Source organism: Acinetobacter sp. Marseille-Q1618, assembly GCF_902809855.1.
In the GTDB taxonomy this organism is placed as follows: domain Bacteria; phylum Pseudomonadota; class Gammaproteobacteria; order Pseudomonadales; family Moraxellaceae; genus Acinetobacter.
The window spans coordinates 906,396-919,231 of record NZ_CADDWJ010000001.1 but is presented as its reverse complement, the minus strand read 5'-3'; the positions used below and the strand labels follow the sequence as shown (position 1 = coordinate 919,231).

10 protein-coding genes are annotated in these 12,836 nt (G+C 35.8%); 4 read left to right on the top strand and 6 right to left on the bottom strand.

Features of this window, described 5'->3' with window-relative positions; genetic code table 11:
- Positions 1-21: 21 nt before the first annotated feature.
- Positions 22-1,227 (bottom strand): amino acid aminotransferase, encoded by a 1,206-nt coding sequence (locus tag HUS24_RS04320; RefSeq protein ID WP_173910799.1) that lies wholly within the window; start codon positions 1,225-1,227, stop codon positions 22-24.
- A gap of 293 nt (positions 1,228-1,520) precedes the next feature.
- On the opposite strand from HUS24_RS04320, the gene HUS24_RS04315 reads away from it, so the two are divergent.
- The 4 genes from HUS24_RS04315 to HUS24_RS04300 all read left to right on the top strand — a co-directional run bounded on the left by HUS24_RS04315 (position 1,521) and on the right by HUS24_RS04300 (position 6,664).
- Positions 1,521-2,285 (top strand): alpha/beta fold hydrolase, encoded by a 765-nt coding sequence (locus HUS24_RS04315; protein WP_173910798.1) that lies wholly within the window; start codon positions 1,521-1,523, stop codon positions 2,283-2,285.
- Positions 2,286-2,671: 386 nt separating this feature from the next.
- Positions 2,672-4,807, top strand: coding sequence for a bifunctional diguanylate cyclase/phosphodiesterase (locus HUS24_RS04310; protein ID WP_173910797.1), 2,136 nt, complete (start codon positions 2,672-2,674; stop codon positions 4,805-4,807).
- Positions 4,808-5,187: 380 nt separating this feature from the next.
- Positions 5,188-6,249, top strand: coding sequence for a 3-deoxy-7-phosphoheptulonate synthase (locus HUS24_RS04305; protein WP_173911398.1), 1,062 nt, complete (start codon positions 5,188-5,190; stop codon positions 6,247-6,249).
- A gap of 211 nt (positions 6,250-6,460) precedes the next feature.
- Positions 6,461-6,664: a hypothetical protein gene (locus HUS24_RS04300; protein ID WP_173910796.1), complete on the top strand. Its 204-nt coding sequence runs from the start codon at positions 6,461-6,463 to the stop codon at positions 6,662-6,664.
- Between the two features lie 144 nt (positions 6,665-6,808).
- Here HUS24_RS04300 and HUS24_RS04295 read toward each other — a convergent pair whose 3' ends face one another.
- The 5 genes from HUS24_RS04295 to benE all read right to left on the bottom strand — a co-directional run bounded on the left by HUS24_RS04295 (position 6,809) and on the right by benE (position 12,828).
- A complete protein-coding gene (locus tag HUS24_RS04295) occupies positions 6,809-7,345 on the bottom strand; it encodes a DUF2058 domain-containing protein (protein WP_173910795.1) in 537 nt (178 codons plus the stop codon).
- Between the two features lie 15 nt (positions 7,346-7,360).
- Positions 7,361-8,035, bottom strand: a complete 675-nt coding sequence (locus HUS24_RS04290; protein WP_173910794.1) for a YoaK family protein — start codon at positions 8,033-8,035, stop codon at positions 7,361-7,363.
- A gap of 46 nt (positions 8,036-8,081) precedes the next feature.
- Complete coding sequence (gene sstT / locus HUS24_RS04285; protein ID WP_173910793.1) at positions 8,082-9,278, bottom strand: serine/threonine transporter SstT; 1,197 nt, start codon at positions 9,276-9,278, stop codon at positions 8,082-8,084.
- A gap of 163 nt (positions 9,279-9,441) precedes the next feature.
- On the bottom strand, positions 9,442-11,190 hold the full coding sequence (locus HUS24_RS04280; RefSeq protein ID WP_173910792.1) for a SulP family inorganic anion transporter: 1,749 nt from the start codon (positions 11,188-11,190) through the stop codon (positions 9,442-9,444).
- A gap of 426 nt (positions 11,191-11,616) precedes the next feature.
- On the bottom strand, positions 11,617-12,828 hold the full coding sequence (benE, locus tag HUS24_RS04275) for a benzoate/H(+) symporter BenE (protein WP_173910791.1): 1,212 nt from the start codon (positions 12,826-12,828) through the stop codon (positions 11,617-11,619).
- Positions 12,829-12,836 lie beyond the last annotated feature (8 nt).

The following is a 12,836-nucleotide window of genomic DNA, read 5'->3' as shown; positions in this document are numbered from 1 at the left end:
ATCATTCATATAGAAACAAACTTAAGTTGTCTTTTTCATCACTTTAGAAAAAGCATTGGCTACTGCATCAATATTATTTAAGTTCAAACCTGCCGCACACATACGACCACTACGCACTAAATAAATACCATATTGATCTTTCAAGGTATCTACTTGCTCAGCATTTAAACCTGTGTAACTGAACATGCCTTGTTGTTTCACAAGATAGCTAAAATCACGCTCAGGCAATGCTGCTTCAAGTTTGATTTTAAGCAGTTCACGCATTTTGATAATACGCTCACGCATTTCTTTTAGCTCAGCTTTCCAATTTTCAGCTAATTTCTCATCATGTAAAACAGTATCTACAATCAAAGCACCTGTTGTTGCTGGGCTAGAGTAAATGCGACGAACAGTTGCTTTTAATTGACCTAAAACTTTTTGTGCAGTTTCAGCATCATCACAAACAAAACTTAGACCACCAACACGCTCACCATATAGGGAGAAGATTTTAGAAAAAGAGTTGCTTACAATGAAATTCATACCTGATTTGTCTAAAGCTCGAATGGCATAGGCATCTTCCTCCAAACCTTGACCAAAACCTTGATAGGCAATGTCTAAGAATGGAATGAGATCACGCGCTTTGAGCACCTCGATCACACGATCCCATTCAGCAGGTGTTAAATCTGCACCTGTTGGATTGTGGCAACATGGATGTAGCAAAACGATGCCTTTTGCGGGAATATTATTTAAATCTTCAAGCATGGCTTCGATGTTGACACCATTGGTCGATGCATCGAAATAACGATAAAAATGAGCGTTGATCCCTGCACCATTAAAGATAGCAATATGATTATCCCAAGTCGGTTGGCTGACCCAAATGTCAGACTCAGGGAAATATTTTTTTAAGAAATCTGCCCCAACTTTTAACGCACCTGAACCACCTAAAGTTTGAATTGTCACCACACGACCATCTTTGCGTGCTTGTGAGTTTTCCCCAAACACCAATGCTTGTGTCGCTTGATTATAGGTTTTAGAACCATCCATCGGTAAATAAAGTTTTACTTTATCATTCAAAGGTTCAATATTTTTAAGCGCAGTTTTAACAGCTTCTAACTGAGGAACAATGCTGTTCTCGTTATAATATAAACCAATACTTAAATTTACTTTTTGCGCTCGTTCATCCTTACTATATTCTTCCATCAGTGAAAGAATCGGGTCACCAGCATAAGGATCGACATGTTGAAACATGATTGAAAGTCCTAAATCAAACGAAGTTATTGTGTATAGATAATATAAGCGATATTTGCGATGACTCAACAGCGGATTAGAGATAAATTCTTATCATTGGTCTAACTTTATTTTATACACCTCAAAATATAGCTTTTTAAAAGCTGATTGCTTAAGAAAATAAAAAAATCTCCTCGTTTTAGCTAAAAAATAAGTCAGAAAATAAGAGAGATACAATAAAACATTGTTCAATTTTATAGATATTGCGATGATAGAGACTTAATTATCGTTACAAAATGCTTTGGATAATATTTATGTTATTAAATTATCAATATCACCAACCATCGCCAGATCAGCAACAAACGCCCATTGTGCTTATACATGGTTTATTTGGTAGTTTAAGTAACTTAGGCGGAATTGCGCGTGCATTATACGAAAAATATCCAGTGATTCAGGTTGATGTTCGTAATCATGGACAGTCCCCCCATTCAGATGAAATGAACTTTACAGTGATGGCGCAAGATATTTTAGACACGCTTGATCACTTAAATATTCAACAATTTTCACTGATTGGACATAGTATGGGCGGTAAAATTTCGATGAAATTAACTGAACTGGCTGCTGATCGTTTACAACAACTGATTGTTTTAGATATTGCGCCATCTGCTTATCAAGAAAATCATCATGATCAAATTTTTAAAGCATTATTTGCAGTTAAAAATGCCAACATTCAAAGCCGTAAAGAAGCCACTGAAATTATGCGCACATATTTAAAAGAAGATATGGTCATTCAGTTTTTATTAAAATCATTTAGTAAAGGGCAATGGTTATTTAATGTGGATGCTTTATATACAGCCTATAACCAAATATTATCATGGACAGAGATTCAACCTTGGCATAAACCAACATTATTTATTCGGGGTGAAAAATCGCCATATATTGCAAAAAAAACTTATATTAATGCCATACATTCACAATTTTTAAATGTAAATATAGAAACGGTAGAAAAAGCAGGGCATTGGTTACATGCAGAACAGCCAGAACAAGTGCTTGATTATATTTTTAAGTATTTAAAATAAATTAACTTTTTAATTAAATTTACATAATATAAGCTTAAGTTATGTTTAACTCTAAAAACTATAACTTAAGCCTATATGTTGTTTTTATATAAAATATAATAAAATCAATCGCATATATTAATATTTTTGCTAAAAATTTGAAATAAAAATAATTTTTACCATTTGGTAAAGTGTGATATAGTTTACATAAGAATATTAAACTCTGTATTTTGTTAACTAAATTGCTTTTATTAATGTGTTTAAATCATAGGTAGTATATACAAGTTTTTTAAATCTATTTATATTTAATGTTAGTTGAATATTAGATATAAATTCCTATTTATTAATATATATGATTGAAATAATATTGATAAATATCACCTAATCTCTTTTGCAAAAGGATAGTTATGGCTATGCTAGATTTGCCTTACGATTCACAAACGAATCAGACGGATACATCACAAGCGACTAAACCTGTTGTAAAAGCAGTGATTAGTGATGAAGTAAAACAAAACTTAGACTTATTACCACATTTGATTTGGATTAAACGAGGGGATGCGAGTTATTGTAATAGTAATTTAAAAGATTATATTGGTGCAGAGCATCAAGCTATTGCATATTGTGAATTATTAAAATGTGTTCATCAGGAAGATGCAGAACATCTCTATAACCTTTGGAATATTGCACAAAAAACTGGACAAAAATTTGAAAAAGAATGCCGTATTCGAGATGTCTATGGTAATTATCAATGGTTCTTCGTTATTACTCAAAGTCATTTAACTGATGCAAACCAATTTGATTGGACGATTAGTTGTACCAATATCAACGAACGCGCTCTATTATTACGTGAAACAACCGATACGCTAAGAGCGCATACAGATATGCTCGATGTGAGTGTGGATTGCATTAAAATTGTACGACCAGATGGCACAGTTTCTCATATGAATCGTTCTGGGTGTATGGCGTTGCTTGGACAAGAGAAAGTCAAAAAATTTGATATGGAGTGGTTGAGTCTGTTACCCCCTGAGGTTAGAGATAAAGGTCAATTGGCAATTAGCGCTGCTGCAAAAGGTAAAAATGCACGCTTTGCAGGGATGAGTGGAGAAGGTGAGGGGCGACAATATTGGGATAATATTTTAACTCCTGTCGTGAATGAAGAAGGTGAAACGACCAGTATTTTATGTGTTTCACGTGATATTACTCTACAGCGCATGGCTGAAAATAAATTACGCATCAGCAGTGAACGAGATGAATTAACGGGTTTAATGAACCGTCGTTCCTTTAAACAACAACTCAAAAAATCTCTGATAAAAGCCAAAAGTAGTAAGCAGATGCTTGGTCTAATGCTGATTGACTTGGATCATTTTAAGCATATTAATGATACGCTTGGACATCCTGCGGGGGATCATCTACTGCGAGTTTTATCAAAACGTTTAAGTCATAGTTGTGATGAAAATACCTATGTTGCTCGTTTAGGTGGCGATGAGTTTGCGGTAGTTGTAAACCATATTGAAGATATTGAATATTTCAAACAAGCAGCACAAAGGGTCTTAAAACAATTAGACCGACCAATCACCTATACAGGTAAGTTGATCAATGGTGGTATGAGTATTGGCTGTGCAATGTATCCTAATGATGCAAAAGACAGTTCAAATCTTCTCAAGTTCGCCGATACAGCTTTAAACAACTTAAAAGAAGGTGGGCGTGGTGGTGTACGTTTCTTTAATCAAGAAATGTTGGATATTACCATTCAAAAAGCCAAACAATTAGAAACTGCACGTCAAATTGTCCGTGAAAATAGTATTGAACCGTACTATCAACCCAAAGTGAATTTGGAAACAGGTAAGATTATTGGTTTTGAAGCATTATTACGTTGGAAAGATACACAGAATCATATTCAGTTGCCGGGTACGGTAGCAGAAGCATTTAATGATTATGAGCTGGCAACCAAAATCGCTGAAACAATGCATATTAAAATTTTTAATGATATAGCGCATTGGATTCAACAAGGTTTAGCACTGGTTCCTATTTCAGTTAATGCTTCGCCTGTTGAATTTATGCGCGATAATTATGCAGAAATTTTATTGAAACGCCTTGAGCACTATCAAATTCCTCATCATTTGATAGAAATCGAGATTACAGAGCATATTTTAGCGGAACGAGGTTATATCTATGTAGCTCGGGCTTTAAATAAACTCAAACAAGAAGGTGTGCGCATTGCTTTGGATGATTTTGGGACAGGACATTCATCATTAACACACTTACATGATTATCCAGTCGATAGCCTAAAAATTGATTGTGGTTTTGTACGTCGTATGAATAGTGAGCTGCCTATTCACGCAATTGTGCAAGGTATTTCGCAACTTGGACCGATTTTATCTTTAGATATCATTGCTGAAGGGATTGAAACTGAGGAACAACTTGAGAGTTTAAAACAAGTCGGATGTAGTTTAGGGCAGGGATTTCTATTTAGCCGAGCTATTGACGCATCACATGTTACGGAAATGCTGAGCAAGCACTATCTTCAATTAAAAAAATATTAATTTTGCAAAAAGTACTTGTCAAATGAGTCAAGTGCGAGTATTTTAAATTTATAGAGATTTTTTATGTGAATAAAATGCTAGTTAAACCTTTGATCAATAACGTATCTTATTATTTTTGGCAGTTCTTTAAGTAATTGCCTGAATACGTTTGGGCAAAAAAGTTGCCCTTCAAAGTTAATACCTGATCGGCAACACCGATCAGGTTTTTTTATGCATTTAATTTTTAGATTTTTGGAGAATATGATGAACACATTTAACACTACATACTTTAGCTACTTTTATTGGTTTAACTTTAATCAAGTGATGATGCGTATTTTGCAATCGAATAGACCCCATAAGCTCAAATAAAAGATTGGACTTAAAGTCCCAAGGAAATAATGATGAACATGTTAAATCAGGCTTTACAACAAACAAGCAAAGTAGAAACACAACTCAGTACACCTATTCAATTAAAACAACAATTTCCGTTAAGTCATTCTCTTGCTGTGCAAATTGCAGAGCATCGCCAAACCATCCAGAACATTCTTTCGGGGAAAGATCAGCGTTTGCTGGTGATTACAGGCCCATGTTCGCTACATGACCCCGTTTCTGCTTTAGAATATGCGCAAAAATTAAAACATTTACAAAGCTTAGTGTCAGATCAAATTTTCCTTGTGATGCGTACATATATTGAAAAACCAAGAACCACAATCGGTTGGAAAGGTTATATGTATGACCCTCATTTAGATGGTTCTTCTAACTTACAATTGGGCTTAGAAAAATCACGTGAGTTATTTTTAAATATTATCGAGATGGGTTTACCGATTGCCAGTGAAATCTTAAGTCCAATGGCAACGGGTTATTTTGATGATTTACTGGCGTGGGGTGCAATTGGTGCACGTACCAGTGAATCACAAATTCATCGTGAAATCTCAAGTCATATGCCTTTTGCAATTGGTTTCAAAAATGGAACTGATGGCTCAATTCAAATCGCTTTAGATGCCATTCAATCTGCAACACATTCACACCAATTTATGGGAATGGGACAGCATGGCTTGCCGTGTGTGCTAGAAAGTACAGGTAACCGTTTGGCACACCTAATCTTACGTGGCTCAAACTCTGGTTCAAACTATGACTTAAATGCCATAAAAGCCATTCGTGAACGTCATCAAGGGACTTTGCCTGCATTGGTGATTGATTGTAGCCATGGGAATAGTGCTAAAAATCCATTACTGCAGCCAGAAGTACTGACTCAAATTATCCAAGAACGTCATGAAACGCATGTGCGTGGTGTGATGTTGGAAAGTCATTTGGTTGATGGTCAGCAGAAAATTTCTGATGATTTGGTGTATGGGCAATCTATCACCGATGGTTGTTTAGGCTGGATTAAAACACAAGATTTACTGTTAGCTACACATGCACAACTGCAAAGTTTAACTACAAAACAAATGTCATGTGCTTAGTGTATTATTTGCTAAAGATCAAATTTTGCAGTATTTTTAGAAATGCTGCAAAATTAAAAAATAATTATATTTCAATAAATTAAATAAAACTAAGTTGAGTAATATATCCATGCTATACTATTTGAGTATTTAATATAGCCAATGTGCTTAGATGAGAAATATTAAATAGTCTATATACTTTAACTCATCGAAAAATAGATAGGAGCAAAAAATGCCTCTTAAATTCATACTTCGTTTTGCAGTGATCTTGTTCTTTGTTGTGTTATTAGATGCACTTGTTATCCAGTTTTTATTTTCAGGTCCAACAGTGATTATTCTATGGATTTTAACCGTACCTGTGATCTTAGGTATTCCAATTCTGATGTCAGTGGTGTTGGCATCTGATGAGGAAATGGAGATTCCGAGAAATATTTAATCCTCAAATTTAGCTGCTAGGAAATACAACATAGCTTTTTTATTTGCTTGTATTTCCTTAAACGAATTTGCTATTTTTAAAACCAGTAAATCTAAGGGTTTACTGGTAGATCGATTTTATTACATTAATAGTAAAAACACTGATTTACCACATTAAATCATCTGGAATCACATATGCTGCATATGGATCTTCTTCATCAGTGGTTGCTTGATTATTCTCAGTATTATTTACAATAATGAAACCTGTCATTTTTTCATTAATACGCTCAGCCAAAGCTTTTGGTAAAAATGCGTAGCTATTATTTTCCTTGGCAATGACTAAGCTACCTGACACAAGTGCATTGTAAATTTGTTGATTAATATATACTTTTTTGATTTTAGACGCATCAATGAATTGATAGCTGATTTCACCATCAGTGTTTTTAATCTTATGTTGAGCAATCATTTGAGAGATCGCTGCAACAAGGGCTTTTTCATCTAAAACACGTTGCTTTTCTTGGTTTAATGCTTGGTCTTTGGCAAGTTTTTCTTGCTTGTCTTGTTCGATTTTAGCTTTCAGTTCAGCGTCATTATTTTGACCTGTACGCTGTTCATGTTGTGCTTGTTTCGACAACTTTTTTGCCTTTTTGTTATCGACTAAGCCCGCTTTTAATAATTGAGCCGCTAAAGCATTTTTAACCATGTGAACAACCTATTTTTACTTGCTAAGATAATGAATACGAAAATAAATTAACCAATACACGCAGCTTAAGCCAAAACTTAACAGTGCAGGAATTAGGAATGTTTGTAATTTTAAATAAGGATATGCCCATGTGGCAATTACTCCACCTAAGATAAATCCAATTAAAATGAGTAAATGTAAAATTACTCTTTTTCTTTCAACGTTTAAACCTCTAAATAAATAACCTAAAGCAAGTCCTAAATCAGTTAACACACCCGATAAATGAGTGGTTCGAATAATTGCACCCTGATAATGGCTTACCATTGCATTTTGAATGCCCATTGCGGCACAAGCCCACAGCAAACCATAACGTGGGTAGTCTGCGATAAAAAACCAGCTCAATAAAATAAATAAGGCGACTAAGCTTAGGGGTAGACCATAACGGCGACCAAGTTGAAAATGGCTATTTCCCAAAATAAAACCACTATAACTGGAGCCGAGCACATAACTTAGGATCACTAAGGTTAAGAAAATAATATTCGACAAATCGCCATGAATAATGCTCATTGCGAGCATACTGGCATTTCCTGTCATATGTGACACGGATTGATGTAATAGGGTAATCAAGCCGATTACATTAATCATGCCTGCATTTAACGCAAGCATGAAAGCACCGAGCTGAATCCAAAGCGGGAGTTTTTGAAAAGGCATTAAACTGACTGAATCAAAACAAGATTTGATTCAGTATAAGACGAGTTTATTTTTTAGCAAGGTCTACTGCGGCAGTAAATAAAACATCGGTAGATGAGTTCAACGCAGTTTCAGTTGAATCTTGCAGCACACTGATCACCATACCAATCGCAACGACTTGCATGGCGATTTCACTTGGAATACCAAATAAACCACATGCAACAGGAATCAATAGTAAAGAACCGCCCGCAACACCTGAAGCACCACATGCGGTAACCACAGCCACTACAGATAAAATCATCATGGTTACAAAATCTACATGAATATTTAGCGTATTCACAGTAGCTAAAGTCAGTACGGTAATTGTAACTGCTGCACCAGCCATATTAATGGTAGCCCCTAAAGGAATAGCAACACTGGCAGTAGCTTCATCGACCCCTAAACGTTTGGCTAAGTCTAAATTTACAGGGATATTTGCCGCAGAGCTACGTGTAAAGAAAGCAGTAATCCCACTTTCTTTTAAGCATTTGAATACCAATGGATAAGGGTTGCGGCGCATCACGATCGCCACCAACAATGGGTTAATCACCAAAGCAACAAAGAACATCGTTGCAACAAGTACTGCGATTAAATGCGCATAGTTTTCTAAGGTTTCTAAGCCCGCTTGCGCAAAAGTTGCAACAACTAAACCAAAAATACCAATTGGTGCAAGGCTAATCACAATACGGATAATCGAGTTAATCGCCTCAGCAACATCTGTGACTACTTGTTTGGTGGTATCTGAGCCATGACGTAAAGCTGCGCCTAATCCTACAGCCCAAGCAAGAATACCAATGAAGTTTGCTTCAGAAAGTGCTGTGACAGGATTGGTAATAAAACTTAGAAGTAAGTTTTTTAAGACTTCTGAAACACTACCAGGTGGTTGTAAGGCAACATCAGAAGCACTCGTAAACATCAAGGTGCTTGGGAACATAAGGCTAGCAAATACAGAACTAAATGCTGCTAAGAGCATGCCAACCGCATATAGCATTAAAATAGGTTTCAACTGACGGTTGCTTTGCCCAACTCTAAAATTGGCAATGGATGACATCACCAAGACAAATACTAAAATCGGTGCAACAGATTTTAATGCTTTAATGAAAATGTCACCTAAAATACTGACATATGCAGCCGCATCTGGAAAAAGATATGCAACTATAAAGCCAAGTACAATGGCAATAAGAATACGTGTAACTAAACTTAAACGTGCTAGGGCAGCGAACATAGTGAAACCTGAGTTGCCTTAAACTGGGCTAAAATCGATAAACAAGCCTGCTATTCTATACCTAAAACTTCTCATAAATTGAAACAATTTCATATAAAAAATAAACCATTAAAAAATATATAAATTTTAAAAAATAAAGATTAAATAATTGGATAATGAATAATCATTTAACATTGTTTTGCCCATAACAAAAGGTTTGCGCATCTAATTCATACATGGCTTGATAATGAGTTAAATAGATATTTCCACTTAATTCTTGCAATAATTTAGAAATTTTTAAACGATCCATGACAGGGCCTTTGACCTCAGATAAATGCAGTTGAATCTTTAACTTGGCGAGTTCTGCATTAATATCTTCTAATGCTTCTAAAGCACTAAGATCAATATTACTGATACTAGAACAATTGATCACCACATGATGTAAATGCTGATTTTTACTAACCTCGGAAATAATAAATTCTTTCAAGGTATTGGCATTTAAAAAAGTTAAATTTTCATCAATACGAATCGAAATAATATTGGCACTGGTAACGACTTCATGTCGGGAAATATTTCTAAAATGTTGAGTCCCTTCCACCAAGCCAATCACTGCGATATGTGGACGGCTAATTCTCCAAAGAAGCAATATAAAAGTTGAAACAATACCAATAATTAAACCTGTGGAAATATCAATGCACAGCACACCAAAGAAAGTAACCCACATGGCGATGCCATCGGCTTTTGAATAACGCCAAGCCTCAATGAAAGGTTTAAAATCCACCAATTTCCAGATAGATACAATGATCGTTGCTGCTAAGACTGCAAGGGGTAATGCTTTGAAAATTCCAGTGAAATATAAACTCACAATGATAATCAGAAGGGAAGATAACACTCCCGCCATTGGGGTTTTTGCGCCTGCATCGGCATTGACTACAGTACGAGATAAACTTCCTGTAACAGGGAAAGAAGAGCTAAATCCTGCACTTAAATTTGCTAAACCCAATGCAACCAACTCTTGATTACTATTTAACTCACTTCTTTTTTGAAATGCGGTAGCCTGTGCAATCGAAATCGATTCTACAAAACTTACCATCGTGATCATTGCAGCACCTGGAAGAAGCTGAATAACTAAATCCCAAGACCAAAACGGCATTGAAAGCGGCGGAAATCCTGATGGAATTTCCCCAACAGTTTTTAATCCAAGCTGTTCTAAAGGAAAAAATTGCACCAAAGCAATCGAAAAAAATACTAGAAATAATGGAATAGCTTTGTTAATAAAAATAATAATATTTTTATTTAATTTTGCTAAAGAAAAGCCAATCAATTGAGGGGCATAGATCAATAATAAAATAGCGCTAATGCCAAAAATTAAAGTCGGAAAATGGATCAGTGCAATATATTCAAAAGTAGATTGTGCAAATTCAATAATATTTCCAGACTTTAAGGGAAGATTTACCAAGAACTTGAGTTGACTTAAAGCGATTAAAACTGCTGAAGCGATAATAAAGCTTTTAATGACAGGATGGCTGATTAAACGAATTAGAAAACCAAATCTAAAAATACCGAGTAAAGTTGAAAGTATACCGACCAGTACCGCCAATAGACATGCAGCTTGAATATATACAGGCGAGCCCACTTCATACAAAGGTTCTAAGGTAGCGAATGTCATCATTGAGATCAGTGCGACTGGCCCAATCGACAAAGTTGGGCTACCTCCGACAATTGCATAAACAATCATCGGTAAAATACTGGCATATAAACCTGTAATAGGTGGTAAGCCTGCCACCATTGCATACGCCATACCTTGAGGGACGAGCATTGCAATTACAATCAGTGCTGCAAGTGAGTCTGCTTTAAAAAACGAAACATTATAGTGTTGAAGCCACTGCCAAGCAGGAAAGACTAAACTCAATTTAAACTGAGGCTTAGGCATAAAAAAACCTATATCACATTTATATATATATTATGCAGAAAAAATGCTAAGAATTATAGTGACAAATTTAACACTGAAGCGAATATCTTTCTAATCCAATAAAATATTTAGTTAAATTACGGGTATGTTGATTTTGCAACTCGCAATTAAAAACTATGTTATGCGTAATATATCAAAATCATAATAATGCTTTTATTAAATTAAACTCTGATATTGTATGGAGTTTATTGTTTAATTTATCTTTGCGATCAATTAATGTGGAATTCTTAATGATCTCTTGTGGCAAGCAAAACGATTTATGGTCGTCATGAAGAATAATTTCTCGCAAAGATTAGCTAAAAGGCAAAAACATAAGCATTATATGAAAGGGAAGACTGAGCAATAGAATGAAAAACTCACCCAAAATTCATTTGAGTGAGTTATTTGCTATTTTGAACTTCCCATTTGCGTTTGTGACATATTTTGACGTTTAGTTAAAATTAAATGTGCCACGATGCCGATACAAATCCCCCAAAACACCGAACTTAAACCTAGAAAACTCATCCCTGAAGCTGTTGCTAAAAAAGTCAATAGTGCTGCATCACGTTGATTTTCATTTTTCATAGACACAGCGATATTGGTAGAAATCGCACCGAGCAGTGCAAGTCCTGCCAAAGCTGCGACCAATTCTTTAGGCAGTAAAGTGAAAAGCATAACGATACTACCAGCAAATAAACCACCTAAAATATAAAAAATTCCATTGGCAATGCCTGCAATATAACGTTTTTCTTTCAGCTCATGTGCATCTTTACCCATACACAAAGCTGCTGTGATCGAGGCAAGTACAATGGTGATCCCGCCGACACATGCTACAGCCATTGAAGCAAGACTGGTTGCAGTAATAATCGGTTTGGCTGGGGTGTCATAACCGCTGAGTTTCATGATTGCCATACCCGGTAAAAACTGTCCCGATAAACTGACTAGAGTCAATGGGATGGCAAGATTTAGCGTTGAATTCCATGTCCATTCAGGCATGATAAATTGTGGGATCGCCAACGAGAAATTGACATCAACAGGATTCATTTTGCCTAATACTAAACTTAAAATCACACCTGATATAAGTACAAAAATCATGGCATAACGTGGGTTGATCCGTTTTGCAACCAAGTAGACCACAAGCATACCAAACACGATGATCGGCATGGTATCTGTCGCTTTAAATAAACCAAGTCCGAACTGAAATAAAATCCCTGCCATCATGCCAGCGGCAACATCTTGTGGAATCCATTTGAGTAATTTATCAAATGAACCTGAGATTCCGATTAAGAAAATTACCACGGCTGAGGTGATGTAGGCTGCAACAGCTTCATTTAAGGAAATATCTGGAAATAGTGTGACCAATAGCGCTGTGCCAGGTGCAGACCATGCGGTAATGACAGGTACTTTAAACTTGATGGATAAAAAAATCCCTGCGACTGCTGCGCCTATTGAGATACCCCAAATCCACGAAATCATCATAGCATTGCTGACGTTGGCCTGTTGTGCAGCTTGGAAAAAAATGATCAAGGGACCTGAATAGGAAATCAACACCGCCAAAAAGCCTGCAACTGTCGCTGAAATTGACCAATCTTGTTTTAAAGTTTTAAACAGGGTTGCCATTCAGTATC

Bases quoted from the DNA above. Each gene is read 5' to 3' on its own strand.
- HUS24_RS04320 (WP_173910799.1), bottom strand. From the start codon at position 1,227: ATGTTTCAACATGTCGATCCTTATGCTGGTGACCCGATTCTTTCACTG.
- HUS24_RS04315 (WP_173910798.1), top strand. From the start codon at position 1,521: ATGTTATTAAATTATCAATATCACCAACCATCGCCAGATCAGCAACAA.
- HUS24_RS04310 (WP_173910797.1), top strand. From the start codon at position 2,672: ATGGCTATGCTAGATTTGCCTTACGATTCACAAACGAATCAGACGGAT.
- HUS24_RS04305 (WP_173911398.1), top strand. From the start codon at position 5,188: ATGAACATGTTAAATCAGGCTTTACAACAAACAAGCAAAGTAGAAACA.
- HUS24_RS04300 (WP_173910796.1), top strand. From the start codon at position 6,461: ATGCCTCTTAAATTCATACTTCGTTTTGCAGTGATCTTGTTCTTTGTT.
- HUS24_RS04295 (WP_173910795.1), bottom strand. From the start codon at position 7,345: ATGGTTAAAAATGCTTTAGCGGCTCAATTATTAAAAGCGGGCTTAGTC.
- HUS24_RS04290 (WP_173910794.1), bottom strand. From the start codon at position 8,035: ATGCCTTTTCAAAAACTCCCGCTTTGGATTCAGCTCGGTGCTTTCATG.
- sstT (WP_173910793.1), bottom strand. From the start codon at position 9,278: ATGTTCGCTGCCCTAGCACGTTTAAGTTTAGTTACACGTATTCTTATT.
- HUS24_RS04280 (WP_173910792.1), bottom strand. From the start codon at position 11,190: ATGCCTAAGCCTCAGTTTAAATTGAGTTTAGTCTTTCCTGCTTGGCAG.
- benE (WP_173910791.1), bottom strand. From the start codon at position 12,828: ATGGCAACCCTGTTTAAAACTTTAAAACAAGATTGGTCAATTTCAGCG.